Origin of the sequence: Salarchaeum sp. JOR-1 (assembly GCF_007833275.1) — an archaeon.
GTDB lineage: Archaea > Halobacteriota > Halobacteria > Halobacteriales > Halobacteriaceae > Salarchaeum.
Genome location: NZ_CP042241.1, coordinates 940956 through 963485, shown reverse-complemented (window position 1 = coordinate 963485; position 22530 = coordinate 940956). Strand labels below are relative to the sequence as shown.

The 22530-nt window shown below is 69.0% G+C and carries 19 protein-coding genes, 2 tRNA genes and 2 pseudogenes; 12 read left to right on the top strand and 11 right to left on the bottom strand.

Annotated elements, in window-relative coordinates; genetic code table 11:
• Positions 1-116 precede the first annotated feature (116 nt).
• Entirely contained in the window at positions 117-893 is a 777-nt protein-coding gene (locus FQU85_RS06055; protein ID WP_145845665.1) for a molybdopterin synthase, read from the bottom strand.
• Between the two features lie 87 nt (positions 894-980).
• Between FQU85_RS06055 and pyrH the strand changes: the two genes are divergently transcribed.
• From pyrH to FQU85_RS06040, 3 genes are read left to right on the top strand one after another with little or no spacing between them, the layout of a single operon-like run.
• Positions 981-1694, top strand: a complete 714-nt coding sequence (pyrH, locus tag FQU85_RS06050) for a UMP kinase (protein WP_145845663.1) — start codon at positions 981-983, stop codon at positions 1692-1694.
• The gene (gene lysS, locus FQU85_RS06045) at positions 1691-3325 is read left to right on the top strand and encodes a lysine--tRNA ligase (RefSeq protein WP_145845661.1); all 1635 of its coding nucleotides are present in this window, start codon (positions 1691-1693) and stop codon (positions 3323-3325) included. The genes pyrH and lysS overlap by 4 nt, the downstream gene beginning before the upstream one ends.
• Before the next feature lie 39 nt (positions 3326-3364).
• Complete coding sequence (locus tag FQU85_RS06040; RefSeq protein ID WP_145845659.1) at positions 3365-5155, top strand: site-2 protease family protein; 1791 nt, start codon at positions 3365-3367, stop codon at positions 5153-5155.
• On the opposite strand, the gene FQU85_RS06035 is transcribed toward FQU85_RS06040, so the two are convergent.
• Positions 5144-5665: a PadR family transcriptional regulator gene (locus tag FQU85_RS06035; protein ID WP_145845657.1), complete on the bottom strand. Its 522-nt coding sequence runs from the start codon at positions 5663-5665 to the stop codon at positions 5144-5146. The genes FQU85_RS06040 and FQU85_RS06035 overlap by 12 nt on opposite strands.
• A gap of 110 nt (positions 5666-5775) precedes the next feature.
• On the opposite strand from FQU85_RS06035, the gene FQU85_RS06030 reads away from it, so the two are divergent.
• Positions 5776-7227, top strand: coding sequence for a heme-binding protein (locus FQU85_RS06030; protein WP_145845655.1), 1452 nt, complete (start codon positions 5776-5778; stop codon positions 7225-7227).
• A 423-nt stretch (positions 7228-7650) separates the two neighbouring features.
• Here FQU85_RS06030 and FQU85_RS06025 read toward each other — a convergent pair whose 3' ends face one another.
• Positions 7651-8703: an aldo/keto reductase gene (locus FQU85_RS06025; RefSeq protein ID WP_145845653.1), complete on the bottom strand. Its 1053-nt coding sequence runs from the start codon at positions 8701-8703 to the stop codon at positions 7651-7653.
• A gap of 236 nt (positions 8704-8939) precedes the next feature.
• Here FQU85_RS06025 and FQU85_RS06020 point away from each other — a divergent pair, with 236 nt between their 5' ends.
• Both FQU85_RS06020 and FQU85_RS06015 read left to right on the top strand, forming a co-directional pair.
• Positions 8940-9830: an acyltransferase gene (locus FQU85_RS06020; RefSeq protein ID WP_145845651.1), complete on the top strand. Its 891-nt coding sequence runs from the start codon at positions 8940-8942 to the stop codon at positions 9828-9830.
• Complete coding sequence (locus FQU85_RS06015; protein ID WP_145845647.1) at positions 9830-10510, top strand: hypothetical protein; 681 nt, start codon at positions 9830-9832, stop codon at positions 10508-10510. Before FQU85_RS06020 ends, FQU85_RS06015 begins: the two co-directional genes overlap by 1 nt.
• Positions 10511-10780: 270 nt before the next feature.
• On the opposite strand, the gene FQU85_RS06010 is transcribed toward FQU85_RS06015, so the two are convergent.
• A complete protein-coding gene (locus FQU85_RS06010; protein WP_145845644.1) occupies positions 10781-11182 on the bottom strand; it encodes a hypothetical protein in 402 nt (133 codons plus the stop codon).
• A 36-nt stretch (positions 11183-11218) separates the two neighbouring features.
• On the opposite strand from FQU85_RS06010, the gene FQU85_RS06005 reads away from it, so the two are divergent.
• The 3 genes from FQU85_RS06005 (at position 11219) to FQU85_RS05995 (ending at position 13046) form a co-directional block, all read left to right on the top strand.
• Complete coding sequence (locus FQU85_RS06005) at positions 11219-11884, top strand: SdpI family protein (protein WP_240792457.1); 666 nt, start codon at positions 11219-11221, stop codon at positions 11882-11884.
• Between the two features lie 41 nt (positions 11885-11925).
• Positions 11926-11996: transfer RNA gene (locus FQU85_RS06000), tRNA-Gly, on the top strand.
• A 237-nt stretch (positions 11997-12233) separates the two neighbouring features.
• Positions 12234-13046, top strand: coding sequence for an NAD+ synthase (locus FQU85_RS05995; RefSeq protein ID WP_145845641.1), 813 nt, complete (start codon positions 12234-12236; stop codon positions 13044-13046).
• On the opposite strand, the gene FQU85_RS05990 is transcribed toward FQU85_RS05995, so the two are convergent.
• Entirely contained in the window at positions 13041-13715 is a 675-nt protein-coding gene (locus FQU85_RS05990) for an enoyl-CoA hydratase/isomerase family protein (RefSeq protein WP_145845637.1), read from the bottom strand. The two genes, FQU85_RS05995 and FQU85_RS05990, sit on opposite strands and share 6 nt — an antisense overlap.
• 113 nt (positions 13716-13828) lie before the next feature.
• On the opposite strand from FQU85_RS05990, the gene FQU85_RS05985 reads away from it, so the two are divergent.
• Both FQU85_RS05985 and FQU85_RS05980 read left to right on the top strand, forming a co-directional pair.
• Positions 13829-14497: a hypothetical protein gene (locus tag FQU85_RS05985; RefSeq protein ID WP_145845635.1), complete on the top strand. Its 669-nt coding sequence runs from the start codon at positions 13829-13831 to the stop codon at positions 14495-14497.
• Between the two features lie 42 nt (positions 14498-14539).
• Positions 14540-14611, top strand: a tRNA-Thr gene (locus tag FQU85_RS05980).
• A gap of 193 nt (positions 14612-14804) precedes the next feature.
• Here FQU85_RS05980 and FQU85_RS05975 read toward each other — a convergent pair.
• From FQU85_RS05975 to FQU85_RS05950, 6 genes and pseudogenes are all read right to left on the bottom strand, one after another.
• Positions 14805-14999 (bottom strand): annotated as a pseudogene (locus FQU85_RS05975) (ABC transporter ATP-binding protein); the annotation flags it as partial.
• A gap of 117 nt (positions 15000-15116) precedes the next feature.
• Positions 15117-16817 (bottom strand): hydantoinase B/oxoprolinase family protein, encoded by a 1701-nt coding sequence (locus tag FQU85_RS05970; protein WP_206022073.1) that lies wholly within the window; start codon positions 16815-16817, stop codon positions 15117-15119.
• Positions 16817-18874, bottom strand: a complete 2058-nt coding sequence (locus tag FQU85_RS05965) for a hydantoinase/oxoprolinase family protein (protein ID WP_145845630.1) — start codon at positions 18872-18874, stop codon at positions 16817-16819. Before FQU85_RS05965 ends, FQU85_RS05970 begins: the two co-directional genes overlap by 1 nt.
• Before the next feature lie 153 nt (positions 18875-19027).
• Positions 19028-19513: pseudogene (locus FQU85_RS13765) on the bottom strand (ribbon-helix-helix protein, CopG family).
• A 48-nt stretch (positions 19514-19561) separates the two neighbouring features.
• Complete coding sequence (locus FQU85_RS05955) at positions 19562-20722, bottom strand: MFS transporter (RefSeq protein ID WP_168219940.1); 1161 nt, start codon at positions 20720-20722, stop codon at positions 19562-19564.
• A gap of 44 nt (positions 20723-20766) precedes the next feature.
• On the bottom strand, positions 20767-21450 hold the full coding sequence (locus FQU85_RS05950; RefSeq protein WP_145845626.1) for a TOBE domain-containing protein: 684 nt from the start codon (positions 21448-21450) through the stop codon (positions 20767-20769).
• 64 nt (positions 21451-21514) lie between these two features.
• On the opposite strand from FQU85_RS05950, the gene FQU85_RS05945 reads away from it, so the two are divergent.
• Entirely contained in the window at positions 21515-22528 is a 1014-nt protein-coding gene (locus tag FQU85_RS05945) for an extracellular solute-binding protein (protein ID WP_145845624.1), read from the top strand.
• Positions 22529-22530 lie beyond the last annotated feature (2 nt).

The following is a 22530-nucleotide window of genomic DNA, read 5'->3' as shown; positions in this document are numbered from 1 at the left end:
ACGGACACCCTCCGAACGTTTTACGAAACCGCGAGAGCCCGCGAGACGTTTTATAGACTGTTCTGGTAGGTTCTTTCGGATTGTTTAACGAGTGCTTTCGAGGGCGAACGGCGAACCTACTCGCCGCGTTCGTGCGTCCAGAACTCGTCCTCGACGGTGAGTTCCTTCTTGAAAATCGGAACCTCGTCCTTCAGTCGGTCGATACCGTCCGCGACGGTTTCGAAGGCCTCGCGGCGGTGGCCGGCGAGCACGACGACGAACACGATGTCCGCGCCGGCCTCGATGCGGCCCGTTCGGTGGTGGAGGCGCACCTCGTGGACGCCGTCGCGGGCCTCGAGTTCGTCGCGGATGCGCGCGAGGCGCTCGGCGGCGACGCCCTCGTACTTCTCGAACGTCAGCGACTCCGTTCGGTCGTCCCCGGGCCCCTCTCGCTCCCGGACGATACCGGTGAACGTGGCGACCGCGCCCGCGAACTCCGCGCTCGGCGCCCGGGTGACCTCCGCGACGAGCGACTGGCGAGACTCGTGTTCGTCGCGGTCGGCGAGCGCGCGAACGACCGCGTCCGTCTCGACTTCCTCGGGGGTCGAGACGCGGACGAGCGCGGTTTCTGCGTCCGCGTCCCCGACGACGACGTGGGGGACGCTCACGTCCGCGAACCCGACGAGGACGGCGTAGTCGTGGTCGCGCGCCAGATCGTCGAGCGCGCCCAGGAGGTCGCCGCCGGGCCGGGAGACGGTGGAGCCCTCGGGGCCGAGTTCGTACCGCGTAGGGTCTCCGCCCGCGCCCGCGCTGCGTTCGACGACGGCCACGGTACCGGGGAGATCAGCGGCGAGTCTGTCCGCGAGCGGGTCGGCGGGGACGCCGGGGCCCGTTGCGAGACCGAGCACGTGCATACGGGAGTCGTGGCGTGCGCGTGGCTTGTGCCTGTCGCCGGGGAGTTGACAACCCTTAAGGCCGCATCCGGGCTAGTCCGGGTAAGAATGCGAGTAGTCGTTTCTATCGGCGGGAGCGTGCTCGCTCCGGACCTCGCGCACGAGCGAATCCGAGCGCACGCCGCCGCCATCGAACGCTTGGTCGAGGAGGGGTGTTCCGTCGGCGTGGTCGTCGGCGGCGGCGGTATCGCCCGCGAGTACATCGATACCGCCCGGAGCCTGGGCGCGAACGAGATCGAACTGGACGACATCGGCATCTCGGTCACCCGACTGAACGCCCGCCTCCTCATCTCCGCGCTGGACGACGCGGCCCCGAGTCCCGCGAAGGACTACGAGACCGCGGGCGAGGCGATGCGGCGTGGCGACGTGGCCGTGATGGGCGGCGTCACCGCCGGACAGACGACGGACGCCGTCGGCGCGGCGCTCGCCGAGTACACGGACGCCGACCTCCTCGTGTACGCGACGAGCGTGCCCGGCGTGTTCAGCGCCGACCCGAACGAGGACAGCTCCGCGCAGCGCTTCGACTCGATGACCGCGAGCGAACTCGTGGACGTCATCGGGAACATCGAGATGAGCGCGGGGTCGAGCGCGCCCGTCGACATCCTCGCGGCGAAGCTCATCGAGCGCTCCCGGATGCGGGTCGTCGTGCTCGACGGCACGGACTCCGAGAACATCGTGGACGCCGTGCTGCGCGGCGAGCACGACGGCACGGACATCCGCCCCGACAGCGCGACCGAGACGCCCGCGCTCTGGCAGGAATGAGCAGTCCACACGTTCTCAGCGACGCGGAGTACGTCTTCTGGGCGGACGAAATCGCGGACCGCGTCGAGGCGCGCGACCCCGACGACCCAATCGTGATCAAGGGCGGTATCTCGCCGTCCGGCGTCCCCCACCTCGGGAACATGAACGAACTCGCGCGCGGCTACTTCGTCGCCGAAGTCCTCCGCGAGCGCGGCCACGACGTGCGACAGATTTTCACGTCGGACGACCGCGACCCGCTGCGGAAGCTCCCGCGGAAACTCGCGGACCTCGACGGCGAAATCGTCGACCTCGGGGACGTGAACGCGGGCGCTCTCGGGACGAACCTCGGTCATCCCTACACGGCGATTCCGGACCCGTTCGGGTGCTGTGACTCCTACGGCGCGCACTTCTCCAGCCTCATCGAGGACTCCGCGGAACTCATGGGAATCCCCGTGGAGATGGTGTCGAACACCGCGCTCTACGAGTCCGGGGAGTTCGAAGACGCGACCCGGCACGTGCTCGCGAACGCCGACCTCGCCCGCGAGGTTCTCGCGCAGTACCAGGACAAGGTGGACGAGTCCTACGTCCCGTTCAATCCCGTCTGCGAGAACTGCGGGAAGATAACGGAGACCGTCCGCGACATCGACGCCGACGGCGGGACGGTCGAGTACGAGTGCACCGACCTCGACGCGGGCGACCGCGTCATCGAGGGCTGCGGGCATCGGGGAACCGCGAGTCTGCGGGACGGAAAGCTCCCCTGGCGGTTCGAGTGGCCGGCGCAGTGGCAGGTTCTGGGAGTGGACTTCGAGCCGTTCGGGAAAGACCACGCGGAGGGGTCGTGGCCGTCCGGCGTGGACATCGTGGAGACCGTGTTCGAGGGGGAACCGCCGGTGCCGATGGTGTACGAGTGGTTCACGCTGAACGGCGAGCCGTTCAGTTCCTCGGAGGGGAACGTCATCCTCGTCTCGGACGTGCTCGACCTCGTGGAGCGGGACGTACTCCGGTACTTCTTCACGAAGGAACCGAAGAAGGCCCGAGACTTCAGCACGGAACGCATCGACCTGCTCGTGGACGAGTTCGACCGCTTCGAGCGCGTCTACTTCGGGGAGGTCGCGGACGCCTCGGAGGACGAGCGGGAACTCGCGGAGCGCGTCTACCCGCTCGTCGTGGACGACGTCCGAGAGGAGCGCATCCGCATCCCGTACACGTTCGCGGCCGTGCTCGGGATGACGGACGACCCCGAACTCAGGGAGGAGATCGCGCGACGCGAGGGCCACATTCCCGAGGACGCGCCCGAGTGGGCGGTCGAGGAGGCGCTCGCGCGCGTCGACCTCGCCCGCGAGTGGGCCGAGCGCACGGACAACGAGTACAACTACCGCATCAACCGCGAGCGCCTCCCCGACGTGGACCTCGATTCGGAGACGGCGGCGGCGCTCGACGAACTCGCGGACTTCGTCGCGGAAGGCCACGACGGCGAGGAGGTGCAGGGCGAGATCTACGAGACGGCGAAGCGCCACGACATCGACATCGGCGAGTTCTTCTCCGTCGGCTACCGGCTGTTCTTCGAGGAGGAGGAGGGGCCGAAACTCGGGCAGTTCCTCGCCGCGCTGGACGACGAGTTCGTCGTCGCGCGGCTGCGCCGCGAGCGGTAACCCAAACCGCTTACCGTTCCGCGCCCGGAGGGTAGCGTGATGAACGAGTGGACGTGGGTTCTCGCCGGCGTGCTCGCGTACTGGGTGGTGGTCGCCGTCGCCCGGAACCGCGGGCTGTTGCCGGACTACGTGAACACGATGGGGCCGCTGTTGACGGTGCACACGAACCGCGGGAAGCGGCTGCTCGACCGGCTCGCCCGACCGAAGCGCGCGTGGCGCGCGTGGGGGAACTTCGGCCTCGGTGTCGCGCTGGTCGTGCTCGTCGGCGCGTTCGCCCTCCTCGCGACGACGGCGATAGCGCTCGTACAGAACCCACCGGCGGCGGCGTCCGCGGTCGGGAACCCGCGGAGCGCGCTCGTCGTCCCCGGCGTGAATCCGTTCCTTCCCGTCGCCGTCGCACCCGAAATCGTGCTCGGACTGTTCGTCGGCCTCGTGGTGCACGAGGGCGGACACGGCGTGATGAGCCGCGTCGAGGGCATCGGCGTGGAGTCGATGGGCGTCGTCCTGCTCGCGGTGCTCCCGATGGGCGCGTTCGTCGAACCCGACCAGGAAGACCAGCGCCTCGTCTCCCGCGGGAGTCGCGCCCGGATGTTCGCAGCGGGCGTGACGAACAACTTCCTCGTCGCCCTCCTCGCCTTCGGGTTGCTGTTCGGCCCCGTCGCGAGCGCTATCGCTGTCGCGCCCGGCGCGGCGGTCGGCGGGGTTGTCGAGCAGTCCCCGGCCGCGCAGGCCGGCATCGAACCCGGCGACCGCATCGTCGCCGTCGGGAACGAGTCCATCGAGTCGAACGAGGAGTTCGAGGCCGTGCTCGCGAACCGAAGCAGTCAGTCAGTCTCGATGACGCTCGCGAGCGGTGAGACGGTCACCGTGAACAGATCCGTGCTGGTGACGGGCGTCCCGGAGGCCGGGAGCGACCTGGCCGCTGCAACGGCGTTCAGCCCGCATAACGGCATCTCAACCGGCGACACTATCGTGAGCGTGAACGGCACGAGCGTCGAGACGGAAGCCGGGTTCCGTGCCCTCGTCGCGAACACGACGATTGCGACCGTCACGACCGCAACGGGGAACACGACGACCGGCCCCGTCGGCGCGCTCGTGACGCTCGTGGACGGGGAGCCGTTCGCCAGCCAGACCGGCCTCGCCGCGGGCGACGCCGTCGTCGTCACGCGCCTCGACGGCCAGCGCGTCGTCACCTACGCGGACGTGAGCGACGCGCTCGCGGACACCGCCCCCGGCGACAGCGTCGAGATCGAGTACGACGTCGACGGCGAACAGCGGACGGCGACCGTGACGCTCGCCGAGAGCCCGAACGGCGACATCGGCTTCCTCGGCGTGCAGGGGTCGCCGGGCTACTCCGGGATGACCGTGAGCGACGCGGGCATCGAACTCTACCCCGCCGGGTTCTACCTCGACGTGCTCGGCGGCGACCTCACCGGCGTGACCCTCACGCAGTCGGCGATGTTCCTCGTGTTCCTGCCGTTCCTCGCGGCGGTCGGACTCGGCGTCCCCTACAATTTCCCCGGGTTCGTCCCCGATAACGCCGCGTTCTACACGACCACCGGCGTCCTCGACCCGCTCGGCGGCGCGGGCTTACTGCTCGCGAACGCCCTGTTCTGGGTGGGCTGGGTGAACATCAACCTCGGGTTTTTCAACTGCATTCCCGGATACCCGCTCGACGGCGGCCACCTCCTGCGGACGAGCGCGGAGTCCGTGGTCTCACGGCTCCCCATCGAGGACAAGCGGAGCGCGGTCAGGGCGGTGACGACGAGCGTCGGCTTCGCGATGCTCGCCTGCCTCGTCCTGATGCTGTTCCCGAACCTACTCGTCTGAGACGTCCATCCGGTCGTTGAACGCCTCGGGCGTGTCCGGGATGCGCTCGAACGTCGTGTCGAAGTAGTGCTCGTGGTGGCGGACGACCTGTTCGACTATCCACGCGGAGAACGCTTCGCCGAACTGCCAGCCGTCCTCGGGGTTCTCCACCTGAAAGCGGTCGTCGATGCCGAGCACGGCGTACATGTGGTAGAACCCGAGAATGATGTCGGCGAAGTCCTTCGCGGTTCCGCCGACTTCCTCGCGTTTCTCCGCGAGTTCCTCGCGGCCCGCCTCGGTGAGTTCGAAGTACTTCCGGTCGGGTTCGTCCTCGCGCTCGATGCGCTGTGCCCAGCCGTTGTCCTCGAACTTGTAGAGGATCGGGTAGACCGAGCCGTAGGAGGGCTCCCAGTGGCCGCCGCTGAGTTCGGTTATCTCCTTGAGGAGCTCGTACCCGTATCGTGGCTGTTCGGCGAGGAGTTCGAGGACGAGGTACGAGACGAGTCCCTTCGGCGGATCACTCTTACGCATTCTCTCGTCGTTTTCCCGGGAATCACGGAAAGGGTTTCGGTCGGTGGGATAGCGGCCAGCGCGAGCGCGAACGCGAAAGTTGCTTGTCGGAGGTCGCCCAAGTTCCGGGTATGGTTGACGCGCCCGAGACCGAGGAGGGCTGGTTCGCGCTGCACGACTTCCGGACCGTGGACTGGGACGCGTGGCGGGACGCGCCCGAACGCGACCGCGAGGCCGCGATCGAGGACGCGGCCGCGTTCCAGACCCACCGGGAGGCGCTCGCGCGGAGCGACGCGGGCGACTCCGCCGTGTTCAGCGTCACGGGAAGCAAGGCCGACCTCCTGTTCGTCCACTTCCGGGAGCGCCTGGACGAACTCGACCGCATCCAGCGGTCGTTCGAGCAGACCGAGTTCGCGGCGTACACGGAGCGCGCGCACTCCTACGTCTCCGTGAGCGAGGTCTCGGGGTACGTGAGCGACGAGTACTTCACGAATCCCGAGGCGGTGGACGACGGCCTGAAGAACTACATCGAGGGGAAGCTCACGCCCGAGATTCCCGAGGACACCTACGTCTCCTTCTACCCGATGAGCAAGCGCCGCCGGCCCGGTCAGAACTGGTACGACCTCGACTTCGAGGAGCGCGCCGACCTGATGGCCGGCCACGGCGACGTGGGCCGCGAGTACGCCGGGAAGATCAAGCAAGTCATCGCCTCCAGCGTGGGACTGGACGACTGGGAGTGGGGCGTGACGCTGTTCGGCGACGACCCGACGGACATCAAGGACATCGTGTACGAGATGCGCTTCGACGACGCGTCCTCCAAGTACGGCGAGTTCGGCGACTTCTACGTCGGCCGGCGGTTCCCGCCCGCGGACTTCGACGCGTTCCTCGCCGGCGAAGAAGTCCCGACCCCCGACGACGAGACCGCCCACGACCACAGACGCGGCGAGAGCGCGCACGGCCACGACGACCGGAGTGACGACGCCGACGAGGCGGGCGAGGAGTCGCTGCGAGACGAACTCGCAGACCTCGACGTGTACGCCGGAAAACCGCACGGCGAGGACGTGTACGCCGTCGGCCTCTACTCCGACGCCGACCTCGACGACCTCGAATCCGAGGTCGCGGATCTCGCGGAGAGCTTCGACCACTACGACACCCACGTCGAGACCACCGTCTACGAACCCACGAACGAGGGGGCGGCCGCCGTCGTCTCCCTCTGGGACACGCAGAGCGCCGCGGACACCGCCGCCGGCTTCCTCAACGACCTCCCCGGCATCACCAGCAAAGTCGCCGAATCGGAGGACGGCTGGGGAACCATGGGCATGTTCTACACCGTCAAACCCGAACACCGAGACGACTTCGTGGAGAAGTTCGACGCCGTCGGCGACGCCCTCGCCGGCATCGACGGCCACCGCCAGACCCGCCTCCTCCAGGACACCGACGACGAGAACGCGTTCTTCATCGACTCCCGCTGGGACTCCCAGGACGCCGCCACCGACTTCTTCCGCAGCGACGCCTTCCGCGACACCGTCCAGTGGGGCCGCGACGTGCTCGCAGACCGCCCCAGACACGTCTTCCTCGCGTAAATTTTTGCTTCGGGGGTTCGCACGGCGAACCCCGCTCGCAAAACGTTGGATGAAAAAACACCGCGTGCCTCCGAGCGCGGTCGGTGTCGAACCCGCCTCGGAACCGCGCCGGGAACACGTCGCCGCCGGCCCGTGCCGCCCCGTTTCGAATAGTCGTCGCGTCGGAACGAGCAGGCGTCCTGAGAGGCGTTTCCGGACGGCTGCGCCGACTATCCCAAGAAGTGCGGAGTGAAAGTGAAATGAGCGGTTAAGAACGCGCTGCAGTCTGCGGGTTTCGACCGGAAACGAAGGGGTTCGAGGAAACCGAAATCATTTAAGTTAGTTCGGCCGCGAGAATACCGGCGTCCCCCAGGTCAAGTCGCGGGAAGTCTCCTGGGCGGAGCCCCTCCGCCTCGAAACGTTCCAGAAAACGCAGCCGGGTCGTCAGTCCGCGAGGATACCGGCGTCCCGCAGGTCGTCGCCGTCCACGCTCGTCCGGTAGTCCTCGGCGTCCATGCCGTCGAAGCGCTCTACGCCGAAGTTCGCCTCGTAGAGGTCGGCGACGCGCTCCTGTTCGTCGTCGCTGACCGCGGGCGTGTCGGGCGCGGCGGCCCACTCCGTGATGTCCTCCTTCGAGCGGAACGTCGGCGTCACGGACGCGACCTCGTCGAACGAGAGCAACCACTGAATCGCGGCCTGCCCCATCGTGCGCTCGCCGTCTCGTTCGAGGAACCGGAGTTCCTCCAGTTTCTCCCAGCCGGTCTCGTACCACTCGTCGGGCCGGAACCCGCGGTGGTCGCCCGCGTCGAGTTCCGTGTCCGGCGTCACCTGCTCGTTCAGGATGCCCGACGAGTGGGGGACGCGGGCGATGAGCGACGTGTCCGCACCCGCCTCCCGGACGGTCTCCACGAAGTGTCGGTGGACGTCCTGTTCGAGGAGGTTCCCGACGTACTGGACGCCGTCGAACTCGTTCTCGATGGCGAAGTCCCCCTCCGCGAGCCAGCCGATGCTCGGGCCGAGCGCGACGCCGATAGCGTCCGCCAGCCCGTCCTCGCGAACCTCGTCGAGGACTTCGAGCACGTCCGGCGTCATCTCGGAGACGTTCGGGTTGTGGAGCTGGAGGTACTCCACGTGCTCGACGCCGAGACGGTCGAGGCTCTTCTCGACGGCCTCCCGGAGGTAGCCGGGATCCATCTCCTTCGGGAGTTCGCCGTGGCCCGCCTGCGGATTGTTGTAGAAGTCGTACCCGATCTTCGTTGCGAGCGTCACCTCCTCGCGGTAGGGCGCGAGGAAGTCCCCGAGGAACTCCTCGCTCTGTCCGTGCCCGTAGACGTCGCCCGTGTCGAAGTACGTGATGCCCTGCTCGACCGCGTGTTCGACCATCTCGCGCTGGTCGTCCTCGTCGCGGTCACCCCACCAGTCGGTGCCGACGACCCACGCGCCGAACCCGACCTCGCTCACCTCGACACCGGAGTCACCGAGTTCACGGTACTGCATGCCCGAGCGTACTGCCGGCGGACACTTAGCGGGTGCGGTTCCTCCCACGCAGCGGGAACCAGCGAACGGCCCGGAGACATCTCCGGGCGTGCCGGCCCGCGTCCACGACGGGGTCGCGGACGGCCGCCTCGACCCGTTCGTCCGGCGGCTAGTGGAGAACTCGACGCCGACGCGGAGTAACGGCAGGCAGCGTCGGGACGGAAACCCCTATCAACGTCCCACACGAGCGTTGTGGTATGACGAAACGCCACGTCTCCCTCCCTGACGACGCGGAGGCGACGCTCCGCGACTTCGTGGGTGAGGTGGACGAGCGCCTCTCGACGGAAGACCCCTACGAGGTCGTCGAGGACGTACTCGTGGACCTGAACGGCGACCGGGAGGCCTACGAGGCCTGGCAGAACGGAAACACGGTGTCGAGCATCGAGGAAGCGCGCCTGCAGTCGTACAACCCGCGGAACGCCACCCTGGAGTCGGAGTACTACGCGGAGAAGGACGAAGAGGCGTTCGCGGAGTCGAAGCCCCTGCAGTGGCTGTGGCGGCAGTTCGACAACACGCCCGTCGCGGACAACGTGGACTTCGCGCTCGAGTTCCGGCAGATGCTCGCCCGCCACCTGTTCGCGGACGCCGGCGAGGGATTACGCATCTTCAAGGGCGTGTCGATGACGTACGGCCACAACATCGAACTCGGAGACAACGTCGTCATCCACGACGACGTGCACCTCGACGACCGCGGCGAACTCACCGTCGGCGACCGCGTGAGCCTCAGCGACGGCGCGCACGTGTACACCCACGACCACGACATCGTAGACCAGACCGAGGTGACGAACTACCACACGACAATCGAGGACGACGCGCGCGTGACGCAGGGCGCGCTCGTCCGCGCGGGCGTCACCGTCGGCGAGAACAGCCTCGTCGGCGCGCGCTCGGTCGTCCAGTCCGACGTCCCCGCCCACCACGTCGCCGTCGGGATGCCCGCGGCGAGCGTCCGCGTCAAACCCGGGTTCGAGGACGAAGCGGTTCCCGTCGAGGACGCCGACGACGCCGCGGGCGATCGCGAGAGCCGCCGCATTCCCTACGCGCTCCCCGCCGACTTCGACGACTACGACGAGTTCCAGCGCGACATCTGATGGGCGCGCTCGCGATCAACGTCGCCGCGAACACCAACCAGCCCGGTTTTCGAGGCCCGGTTCGCGAGGACGGGCGGTTCGAGTACGTCCCGATCCCCGAGGCGGAACCGACGTGCGAGCGCGTGCCGACGTACGGCGACCTCGAACTCGACATCGACACGCCCGCGAAAACGCCGGTGCACCTCGACCCGTCGTTCGCGGAGTACGCGTGCTGTGACGCGTACACGTACGGCGACCCGCACGGCGTGAAAGCCCGCCCCATCGCTGCCCTCTCGGCGGGCGACCGCCTCTACTTCTACGCCACGCTCACCAGTCACGGCGACGCCCCCGCGGCCTGGGTAACGCCGGACTGGGGCGCGTACCTCATCGGGGAGTTCACGCTCGCCCGCGACCCGCTCACAGCGAAACCCGAGCGCGACGCGTTCCCCTGGAACGCCCACCTCGCCCGCGAGGAGTTCGACGCCGCCGTGCTCGTCGAGGGAACCGACGAAAGCCGCCTGTACGACACCGCGGTTCCGCTGAGCGGCGAGCGCGGCGTCGACGCGAACCGCGTCGTCACTGAGTACTCGGACGATTCGGGGAAGGGGCCGTGGTGGCGGCGCCCGCTCCGCTTCGACGACGAGGGCGCGAGCGCGCTCAGGGAGTGGGTAGACCGCGACACCTATCCGTCGGTTCGCTAACGCGCACCTCACTCGTGGGAAAACGGGTGTGTGCTCGAACGCTACGAGTCCGAACGCTGTCCGCACTGCGCGGAAGTCAGCGAGAAGCGAAGCGAACTCGGCGGCCCCCACGCCACCCACAGCCCCCGCCTTCCCGGCGGCATCGGCGGCGACGTGGCCAACGAGACCACGCACGAGGAACTGAAGGCCGGCGGCGGAGACCAGATCCCCGCCCTCGTGGACACCGCGCGCGAGGAAACAGCCTACGAGCGCGACGACAGAGTAGGCCGGTCACGCGGTTTCGACGGTGACGGTGACGCCGTCGCGGCGGCGGTAGGCGTTTTCAGTGACGTCGAAGCAGTCGAAGCGGACGAGGAGGCGGGCGTCGTCGACGGTGGCGCGGAGGAGGGGGCCGCGGCTGGTGACGACGACGTGGGGCGGCGCGGCGACCGGCGGCGCGGTGAGACTGCCGCCAGCGGCGTCTACGGCTTCCTGGAGGACGGCGGGGAGGGCGTCGAGCACGCCGGCGTCGGTGAGCGCGCGGCGGAGGAGCGGCGTGAGGCGGTCGCTGTCCGCGACGGCGTCGGCGTCCCAGGTCGCGGCGACGGCGTCCGCGCACTCGCCGATGGTGTCGAGGAGGGCGTCGCGCTCGCGGACGGCGTCCCGGGCGGCGTCGGTGTCGAGAGCGGGCACACCGGGAGTGCGCGGGCGACCGGCGAAAGCGTGACGATGCCGGGCGTCCGAGAGGGAGACGTGAAGTACCGGCGTCAGCGCGCGCTCACCCTCGCGTTCGTGCTCGCGGGGTTCGCCGCGAGCGCGCTCGCATACCCCGACCTCCCCGCGCGGATGGCGACGCACTGGAACGCGAGCGGCGAGGTTGACGGCACGATGTCCCGCCTCGCGGGCGCGTTCTTCCTCCCCGCGCTCACCGCGTTCGTCGTCGGCCTGCTGCTCGCCGCGCCGAGTATCGACCCGCGAAAACAGCGCTACGAGTCGTTCCGCGGCGTCTACGAGTGGGTCGTCGCCGGAACCGCGGGCTTCCTCGCGTACGTCCACGTGCTCGTGCTCGCGTGGAACCTCGACTACGCGATCCCCATCGGACAGGCGCTCGCGCCCGCGTTCGCCGCGCTCCTCTACGCCTGCGGCGTCCTCCTCGACCGCGCGGAACCGAACTGGTTCGTGGGCGTCCGCACCCCGTGGACGCTCGACGACGACGAGGTCTGGCGAGAGACTCACGAGCGCGGCGCGCTCGCGTTCAAACTCGCCGCCGTCCTCGCGCTCGGCGGCGTCGTCCTCCCGGACTACTTCCTCGTGTTCGTGGTCGCGCCCACCCTGCTCGCCGCCGCCTACGCCACCGTCTACTCCTACCTCGCCTACCGCCGCAGGGAAGCGTGAAGCGCTACGTTCAAGTGCCGGAGTCGGCAATTTAGAAGCGCGCGCTGGTGGTCTAGTGGTAGGACATGAGCTTCCCAAGCTCATAGCCCGGGTTCAATTCCCGGCCAGCGCATTTCTACTGCGACCAAAGTGAGCAGTGAAATCGCTCCCGGGAGTTGAGCACGCGAGTCGCAGCGGAGCAGAGCGAGAACCGGCTCGCCCAGTTCAATTCCCGGCCAGCGCATTTCTACTGCGGGTGGTGCTCCGGAGGTGTGCCGTTCTCCGCAGTTCGTCCGGCTCGAAGTGGACGGCCGTCCACGGTTCTGTGAGCGGCGAGTGGCTTTTTGTCGGGCGCGCGGGAACAATAGGTATGGTCGAAGACGTTATCGAGCCGATGGACCTGCGGTTCTCGGAGGCGGAGTTACAGGAGCGTCGAGAGCACATCGAGTCGTTCATCGCGGAGACGGTGGCGGCGGCGAACGCCGACGGTGTCGTGCTCGGACTCTCCGGCGGTATCGACAGCACGACGGTCGCGCATCTGGCAGTCGAGGCACTGGGCGCGGACTCGGTGCACGGGCTGGTGTTGCCGGCGTCGGTGTCGAGCGAGGAGAACATGAGCGACGCGGAACGCGTCGCCCAACTGCTCGGAATCGAGTACGACGTCATCGAAATCGATCCCATCGTTGACGTGCTGACAGACGCGTATCCGGAAGCCGAAACCGACCAGCTCGCGGTCGGGAACGCTCGCGCTCGGGCGCGTGGCGTGCTGAACTACATGGTCGCGAACCACGAGTCGCGGGTCGTCCTGGGGACGGGGAACCGCGCGGAAGCCATGGTCGGGTACTTCACGAAGTACGGCGATCAGGCGGTGGACTGCAACCCCATCGGGAACCTCTACAAGCAACAGGTGCGCCAGCTCGCGAGCGCGCTCGGCGTGCCGGACGACCTCGTGGAGAAGACGCCGACGGCGGAACTCTGGGAAGACCAGACGGACGAGGAGGAGATGGGGGTCGGATACGACACGCTCGACGCGGTGCTCGCGCTCCACATCGACGGCGACCTCTCGACGACCGCGACGGCGCGAAACCTCGACATCGATGAGACGGTGGTGGAGACGGTGCGCGACCTCTACGAGTCGAGCGCGCACAAGCGCGCGATGCCGCCCGCGCCCGACCCGCTATAGGCCGTCCTCGAGGAGCGCGCCGAACGCCTCCCGCTCTCTGGCGTCCTGTTCGTCGCGGTCGTACTGTTCTCTAAGGAGGCGTTTGAGGTAGTGAAGCGCGTCCGGGTCGTTGCGGGCGAGTTCGTCCGCGACCGCGCGGGGTGTATCGGTGACGCGGGAGACGAGCCCCATTTCGCGCGCGGTCGCGGCGTCGACGGTGCGGCCGGAGAGCGAGAGGTCGAGCGCGTTCGCCTCTCCGATAGCGCGCGGGAGGCGGCGAGTGCCGCCCCACGCACCGAAGATACCCATCGAGACCCCGGGTTCCGCGAACGTCGCGTCTGGCGTCGCGACCCGCACGTCGCACGCGAGCGCGAGTTCCACGCCGCCGCCGCGCGCCGCGCCGTCAACGCCCGCCACGACCGCCGAATCGGCGTCCTCGACCGCGTTCAGCGCCGCTTGCCCGCGCTCCGCGAACGCCGGCGCGGACTCTCCGTCCAGGTCTCGCACGACGTCGAGGTCTGCGCCCGCACAGAACGCCGACCCCGCGCCGTGCACGTACACCACCGCCTGCTCGGCGTCACGAACCGCGTCCGCGAGCGCGTCCAATCCAGCGGGCGTGAGCGCGTTCCGCCGCTCCGGCCGGTCGAGCGTCACCACCCGCACCCGCTCCTCGTCGCGAATCGAGAGCATACACGTCATCGGAACAGCCACGCCAAGGAACTACCGCTCGCATCCCGCCCTGGCGCGCCCGCGGGTGGTGCGTTTCCAAAGGTCTTTGCCGCTCGCACCCCTTCTTCCGGGCGATGGACGAGGCCGAACTGGCGCGCACCGCGGCCCGCGAGGCAGTCGCGGACATCACTCCGCGCGGCCTGCGGGACGTCATTGACGACCTTCTCAGCGACGCCTCGATGGTGCCGGGCGCGCTCACCGTGTTGAGCGCGGACGCGCTCACCGGCCCCGTCGACGAGGACGCCGTCGCACGGCGCGCCGCCGGCGTCCAACTCATCTACGAGGGCCTCCGGCTCACCCGCCACCTCGTCGAAACCGAACCCTGGGAGCACGCCAGCCCCGGAGCCGACCTCCCCGCCGACCTCGACGTGCTCGCCGCGGACGTCCTCGTCGCGCGCGGCTTCCGCCTGCTCGCGCACACCGAAGCCGCGAGCGACGCCGTCGCCGCCGTCCGCGAGTTCGGCCGCCACGAGACCGACCGCCAGCACGACCGCGCGAGCGACGCCCGCACCCTCGAAACAACGGTGTTCGAACTCGGCGTCGTCGCGGGCGCGACCGCCACCGGCAACGACACGCCGCTCGACCTCCGCCGGTACGCCATCGGCCTCGCGCGCTCCAACAGCCCACCCCCGCTCGCGTCCGCCGACGACCTCCTCCCCGACACCATCGAGGACGTCCTCCAGCGCGTCAGCACCCCCCGCGCCGACGACACCGCCAAACCCCGATCCGCCACCGACCCGTAATCGAAGCCCTTTTAGATGAAACCCGACTACCAGAGAGTGCTTGCCTGGGTAGCTTAGCGGTAAAGCGCGTCCTTGGTAAGGACGAGACCCCGGATTCAAATTCCGGCCTAGGCTCTCTCCGAATCACATCGCGAAGCCAGCGGCTTCGTGGACGTGACGAACGCGAGCCGTCTCGGAATTACGGACAGTCAGACGACCAACGGGAGTCTGACGCTGTTCAAATTCCGGCCTGGGCGCTCTGAACTACAACCCAAAGCCGTAGCTTCGGGTTCGTGTTTTGTCGAAGTTGAGAAACCGGGTAGTCCCGTTAGCCGCCGAGGAAGCGTTGGCGGACTTCGGGGTCGTCGAGGCGGTCGCGGCCGGGGCCGTCGTAGGCGTTTTCGCCGTTGACGAGGACGGAGTCGCGGTCGCAGCGGCGGAGGGCGGCTTTGGCGTTCTGTTCGACCGTGAGGACGGCTGTGCCTGCTTGGTTGCTGTCGTCGATGCGGTCGAACATAGCCTGGTCGCCCGCGGGCGTGCCGAGCACGGGGTCGATGTCCCGGGACGGCGGAGTACGCGAACGTTACGTGCCCGACCGCGAACACCGCGACGTGCGGCGCGTACCGGAGAGGCCGTGCGGTCACTCACCGTCGCCCCCCTCGTGGTACCGGTCGGCGTACTCGTCGCTGATCTTCCCGCGGCGCAGGTCGCGTTCGACGGCGTCGGGGTCGCGGTCGGCGGGGTCGCCGTACCCGCCCGCGCCCGGCGTGCGGACGCTCACGACCGTCCCCGGCGGGAGGTCGTGCACGGACTTCTGCGGGAGGCGCTCGCCCTCGGCGTCGTCGGTGTCGTCCGCGTCCGGGTCGAAGACGTACGCCGCGCCGGGTTCACCGGGTTCGCCGCCGAGCAGGCCGTAGGGCGCGTGCTGGTGGCGGTCGGCGAGCAGGCTGAACCGCGCCGTGTGCCCCCGCACTTCGATGTCGCGCCGGAGGCCGAGACCGCCCCGGAACTCGCCCGCGCCCCCGGAGTCGGGACGGTAGGCGTACCGACGCACCCGGAGCGGGTACGCGGTCTCCAGCACCTCGGCGGGCGTGTTCATCGTATTACTCATGTGGACGTGCACGCCGTCCATACCGTCCGTGCCCTCGCGCGCGCCGAACCCGCCGCCCTGCGTCTCGTAGAACGCGTACGGGCTGTCGCTTCGCGGGTCGGTACCGCCGAACGTGATGTTGTTCATCGTTCCCTGGCCGGCAGCCGTCACCCGCTCGGGGGCTTCGGTGGCGAACGCGCCGAGCACCACGTCCGTGACGCGCTGGCTGGTCTCGAGATTGCCGCCGACGACCGCCGCCGGCGGCTCCGGGTTGACAATGCTTCCCTCGGGCGCGTCGATGGTGATGGGGCGATAGCAGCCGTGGTTCGGCGGGATGTCGGGGTCAGTCACGCACCGAATCGCGTAGTAGGTCGCGGAGGACGTGACCGCGAGCACGGCGTTCACCGGCCCCTCGGTCTGGGCTGCGGTTCCCGAGAAGTCCACGCCGACCTCGTCGCCGGAGACGGTAACGGTCGCCTCGACGGGGAGGTCGGTGTTCCCGCGGCCGTCGTCGTCCAGCACGTCCTCGAAACTGTACGTGCCGTTCGGGAACGCCTCGATTTCGGCGCGCATCCGGCGCTCCGAGTAGTCCTTCACCTCGCCGAACGCCTCCGCGAGGTCGCTCGCGCCGTAGTCGTCGACGAGGTCGTGCACGCGCTCGCGCGCCGTCTCGTTCGCGGCCTCCTGCGCGCGGATGTCGCCCCGGCGCTCGTCGGGCGTGCGGACGTTCGTCAGTATCATCTCCATCACGTCCTCGACGACCTCACCGCCCGCGAACAGCTTCACCGGGGGAATCCGCAGGCCCTCCTGGTAGATTTCGGTGGAGTCCGCGGCGACCGACCCGGCGGTGCTCCCGCCCACGTCGGCGTGGTGCGCGCGGTTCGCCGCGTACGCCACGAGGTCGGGGTTCTCGCTCTCGGGGTCGTCGAAGATGGGGGAGACGAGCGTGAGGTCGGGGAGGTGCGCGCCGCCCCGGAACGGGTCGTTCAGGAGGACGGCGTCACCGGGTTCGAGGTCGCCGCCGTACGCGTCGACCGCCGCAGCCACCGAGAAGGGCATCGCGCCGAGGTGGACGGGCATGTTCTCCGCCTGGCTTATCATCTCGCCCTCGGCGTCGAACAGCGCGCACGAGCAGTCGCGGCGCTCCTTGATGTTCGGCGAGTACCCCGTTCGGATGAGGTTCGCGTTCATCTCCTCCGCGATAGCGATGCAGCCGTTCCGAATCACTTCGAGCGTGACCGAATCGACCATCAGGCGTCACCCCCGGTCTCCACGACCAGGTTCGCGTCGGCGTCGACGGAGACAGTCTGTCCGGGATGGACGACGACGGTGGACGCGGGGCCCTCGACGACCGCGGGGCCGTCGAACGTCGCGTCCGTCGGCAGCCGCGTGCGGTCGTAGACGGTGGTATCGTAGACCGTGCCGTCGTACGTCACGTCCCGGACTTCGCGAATCGCGTCCTCGACGCTGCCGTCCGTGTTCGGCGCGGCGAGGTCGGGCGTCTCCACGAGACCACGCGCCCGCAGCCGGAGCGTCACGAGCTCCACGGGTTCCGCGGGGTCGGCGTGGCCGTACCGGCGCTCGTGGCGCTCGTGGAACTCGCGTTCGACGGCGGCGAGCGCGTCCGCGTCGAGGTCGCCCTCGGGGAGCGGCACCGAAATCTCGAACGACTGCCCGACGTACCGGAGGTCGGCCGTGCGCTCGTACACGCGACCCGACTCCGGGATGTTCTCGTTCGCGAGGCGTTCCTCGCCCTCCGCGTGCAGGTCGGCGAGCGCGTCGCGCACGGTCGCGGGCGTGACCTCGCTCCACTCGCGGACGCGCGAGACGCTGTAGTCGTAGAGCACGTCGCTGATGAGGAGCCCGAGCGCGGACAGCACGCCCGCGGTCTGCGGGACGATGACCTTCGGGATGTCGAGTTCCTCGGCGAGGCCGCACGCGTGCAGGGGGCCCGCGCCGCCGAACGCGACGAGCGCGAACTCCCGGGGGTCGTAGCCGCGCTCGACGGACACCACGCGGAGCGCGCGCGCCATGTTCGCGTTCGCCACGTCGAGAACGCCCTGCGCGGCCTCCTCTGGGCTCATTCCGAGTTCGTCGCCGAGTTCCGACTCGAACGCGCGTTCCACGTCCGCGACCGCCACGTCGAGTTCGCCGGAGAGGAAGCGGTCGGGGTCGAGCCTGCCGAGCAGAAGGTGGGCGTCCGTGGTCGTCGGCTGCGTGCCGCCGCGGCCGTACGAGATCGGGCCGGGGTTCGCGCCCGCCGACCGGGGGCCGACGCGGAGCGCGCCGCCGGTGTCCACCCACGCGATGGAGCCGCCGCCGGAGCCGACGGTGTGGATGTCGATCATCGGGACGCCGACCGTGTAGTCCCCGACCTGCACGTCCGTCGAGACGAGCGGGTCGCCGCCCTCGACGAGCGACACGTCACAGGAGGTTCCGCCCATGTCCATCGTGATGACGTCCTCGACGCCCGCGCGCTCCGCGACGTACGTCGCGCCCTGCACGCCCCCGGCGGGGCCGGAGAGCAGAGTGTTGACGGGGCGGGTACGGGCGGCGTCCGCCGTGATGAGGCCGCCGTTCGACTGCATGATTTTCAGTTCCGCGCCGATGTCGTGGTCGCGGACGTGGCCTTCGAGGTTCCCGATGTAGTCGTCCATCACAGGCTTCAGCGCGGCGTTCAGCGACGTGGTGAGCGTGCGCTCGTACTCCCGGATCTCCGGGAGCACGTCGCTCGACAGCGAGAGCGATGCGTCCAGTTCCTCGTCCAGAATCTCGGCGACGCGGCGCTCGTGGCTGTCGTCCTCGAACGCGAACAACAGCGAGACCGCGACGGAGTCGACGCCGCGGTCGTCGAGCGTGCGCGCGAGGTCGCGAACGGCGTCCTCGTCCAGCTCCCGGAGCGCGTTCCCGCGTTCGTCGAGGCGCTCCGGCACCCCGAACCGCCGGTCGCGGGGGACGATCGGTTCGGGTTTCTCCACGTCGAAATCGTAGATGTCGGGGCGATCCTGCCGACCGATTTCGAGCACGTCGCGGAACCCCTCGGTGGTGACGAGCGCGGTGTCCGCCCACGTGCCTTCGAGGACGGCGTTCGTCGCCACCGTCGTGCCGTGGCTGAGAAAGCCCACGTCGTCGAACCCGAATCCCGCGTCCGCGGAACTCTTCTCCAGGCCGTTCACGACGCCCTCCTCGGGGTCGCTCGGCGTCGACGGCGTCTTCGTGACGTGCACGTCGCCGTCGCGGAGGCTGACGATGTCGGTGAACGTACCGCCGATGTCGACGCCGACCCGGACGTCGTCGTTGTGTGACACAGTATGTCAATTCCAAAGCGCCCACTTAGTGGTACTTGTGAAGAGCGCACGCGTCACGGATATCGCGCGTGACCGAGTTCGAGTTAGTACGAAACAGCCGTGGGACGGTGAGAAAAGAAAGACGGCAGGGCGGATAGTGACCGAACGTTCACCCTACTCCTCGACGCGGGGAGCCTTCGCGACGCCCGGATTGAGGGTCACGTCGAACGGGAGCGGTTCGACGCGCCGCTCGATGAACCGCGCCATGAACCACCGGATGTCCGCCGACGGGAAGACGAGGTGGTAGGTGTTCTCCGTGGTTCGGCGAACCGTCAGGAATCCGCAGGGCGACAGCCACTCCCGGCGTTCGTCCAGCGAGTCGAACCGGTCGACGTACGCCTGGGCGTGGTAGTCCGAGACCTGGTCGGCGTCGGCGACGAACTCCGGCGTCGGCGACGCGCTCGTCCGTCACGTGGTCGAGAAAGCAGTGGCGGAAGTCGATGTCGAGCGGTCCGTGCTCGCCGCCTCGTAGTTCGCGGCGTAGAACGTCAGCGCCCGCCGCACCAGCTCGCCCCGTGAACGGTCGGTCTCGCTCGTGAGGGTGTCGAGCGCGTCGCGGGCGTCCTCGCCGAGCGACACGGTCAACCCGCCTGAACGCACCGGCACGGCATACCACACCGAGGTGGACGCCGTCGCTCACGGGCGCACTCACTCCGCCACGAGAACGGCCGCGACCGCCCCGGCGGCGAGCGCGACGACGCCGACCGCGAGCAGGAACGCCCGGTAGCCGATGACCGCGTCCGCCGCCGTGGCGAGCGGCGGGCCGAGCGTCTGTCCCGTCCGAATCGCCGTAGTGCGGAAGCTCATCACGCCGCCGCGGAACTCCGCCGACACGAGGCTGCTCGTCGCCGTGTCGATGCTCGGCTGAACGACGCCCTGGCCCGCGCCGAAGGCGAGTATCGCGACGGCAAACGCCACCGGACTCCCCGCGAAGTACGCGCCGACGAGTCCGACGCCGTACCCCACGAACCCGAGCGCGACGAGGCGGTCGTTGCTCGCGAGCCCCGAGAGCCGGCCGTTCTGGCTCGCCGTCACCGCCGTCATCGCCGACGCCGACGTGAGCACGAGTCCCGTCCCGAACGACCCCAGTCCGTACGCCTCGTGCAGGAGGAACGGCACCGCCGTGATGAGCGTGCCGTACAGCACGACGAACGCCGCGACGTACGTCGCGTAGAGCGCGGCCGTTCGCCGGGTCGGAACGGCGGCGAGGGCGTTCCGGAAGTAGTCGAGGCCGTGCGCGCGGCCGTCGCCGTCGTCGAGCGACCGGTACGCGACGAGACCGACGGGGACGCCGACGATGTAGAGGAGGAAGGGCGCCCGCCACGACACGCTCGCGAGCGCGCCGCCGACGAGCGGGTAGGACGCCGTCCCGACCGAGATGGCCGCGCCGTTCACGCCCATCAGGTGGTTGCGCTGGCCGGCGTCGTAGAGGTCGCCGATGAGCGTCACCGCGAGCGTGACGAGCGCGCTCCCCGCTACGCCCTGCAGGACGCGCAGGCCGAGAATCACCGTGAAGTCCGTGGTGAGCGCGACCGCCGCGCCCGACACGCCGTAGCCGATCAGGCACGGCACGAGCACCGCGCGCCGGCCGTACCGATCCGCGAACACGCCCACGAGCGGGGCGAGCACGATACCGGGTACCGTGAACGCGGTGACGAGGAGCGCCGCCTGTCCGTCCGTGATAGCGAGCGCCTCGCGGACCGTCGGAAGGGCGGGACTGATGAGCGAGACGCCCATCACGCCCATGAGCGAACTCAGGACGATGACCTGGAACTGCGGGGACGTCCAGGGAACGCGCGTATCCGACACGCTCTCGGCTATTCCAGCGAGGCGTATGACGGTTGCGACAGCGGCTATCGACGGGGGGTGGCGCGGGTCGCGGTCGCCTTGAACGACGCGACGACGGCGGCGTCCGCGGCGAGCGCGAGGCGTTCGACGCTGTCGTTGGTGAGCAAGGCGTAGAGCGGCGTCGCCGCGTTCACGTCGATCGTGACCCGGGAGACGGCGTCGCCGCGTTCAACCGCGGTGACCGTGCCGGAGAATCGGTTGCGGGCGCTGGTGGCGTCCGGTTCCGGGGAGTCCGCGGGGTCGTGGAGGGTGACGGCGTCCGCGCGCACCGCGACGGAGACCGACGAGGCGTCCGGCGGGACGAGCGCGCTGAGGCGTCCCGCCGCGGTGTCGACGGTCGCGAGTTCGCCGTTCCGGGACGCGACCTCGCCGTCGAAGACCGCTTCGGTAGTTTCTGCGATACCTGCGTAGCCGGTTCGGAGGCGGTCGAAGCGGGCGAGCACGTCCGCCGCGTTCTCCGTGAGCGCGCTCCCGCCGCCGCCGGAGCCGCCGCGCTGGCGGTCGACGAGCGGCCCGAACGCGTCTTCGAGATCCGTGAGCCGGGCGTGTGCGCGAGAATACGACCGGTTCAGGCCGTCCGCGGCGGCGTTCAGCGACCCCTCGGCGTCGACGGCGCGCAACAGCGCGGCGTCCCGCTCGTCGAACGCGACATCGCCCGCGGTGAGGCGTGCGTCGAACCCGGCGTCCATACGATTCGTTCGACAGCGGGGAGGAAAACAGTTATGTCGACGCCACCGCACGATCGTTATGTCTATGACGAAACAACGAACGCGCCGTGGGTTCCTCGCTGGAACCGGCGCGGCTGCCCTCACCGGGCTCGCCGGCTGTGCGAGCCTTACGGGAACCAACGACGGGAGCACACCGACGGCGACGGTCTTCCACGCCGGCAGTCTCGGCGCCCCCTGGAGCGACGCCGAAGAACAGTTCGAGAAGTCCCACGACATCGCGATAACCCGGGCGGGCGCGGGCTCCGTGAAGTCGACGAAGAAAGTCACGTCGGAACCACACAAGCCCGCGGACGCCCTCGGCGTCTCCGACTTCCGACTCATCCGCGACATGGTACTCCCCGAATACAGCTCCTGGTACGGCATCTTCGCGACGAACGCGATGACCGTCGCGTACACCGACCAGTCGAAATACGCCGACGAGTTCGGCCCGGACACGTGGTACGACGTACTCGCGCGCGACGACGTCAGCGTCGCACACTCTGATCCCGCCGCCGACCCGAACGGCTATCGATCCGTGATGGCGATGGAACTCGGCGCCATCGAACTCGACGGAACCAAACTGTACGGCGACTCCCAGGCCCAGAAGTTGAAGGACAACGCCGTCGTCGGCGGTGCCACGGAGTCCGCACTCCTCCAGCAACTCCAGTCCGGAAAGCTCGACTACGCCTGGGAGTACCAGTCCGCGGGCGCGAGCCACGACGTCAAGACCGTCGACCTCCAGCCGCACGTCGACCTCTCGAAAGCCACGCAGACGTACGCCGAACACTACGCGAACGCCGAAGTGAACGCCGGCGGGAACACGTACACGGGCGCACCCATCGCGTACGGCATCACCGTCCCCTCGACGGGGAAGAACCCCGAAGCCGGCGCGACCTGGGTGGAGTTCATGGCGACCGACCCCGGCCAACAGATCATGGCCGAAAACGGCTTCCAGCCAGTCGCCCCGATGGTCGTTCCGGCCGCCCACGAGAGCGACGTCCCCGAGACGGTGATGCAGCACGCGACCGCAAAACAGACCCTCGGCCCCCTGGAACTCTGAGG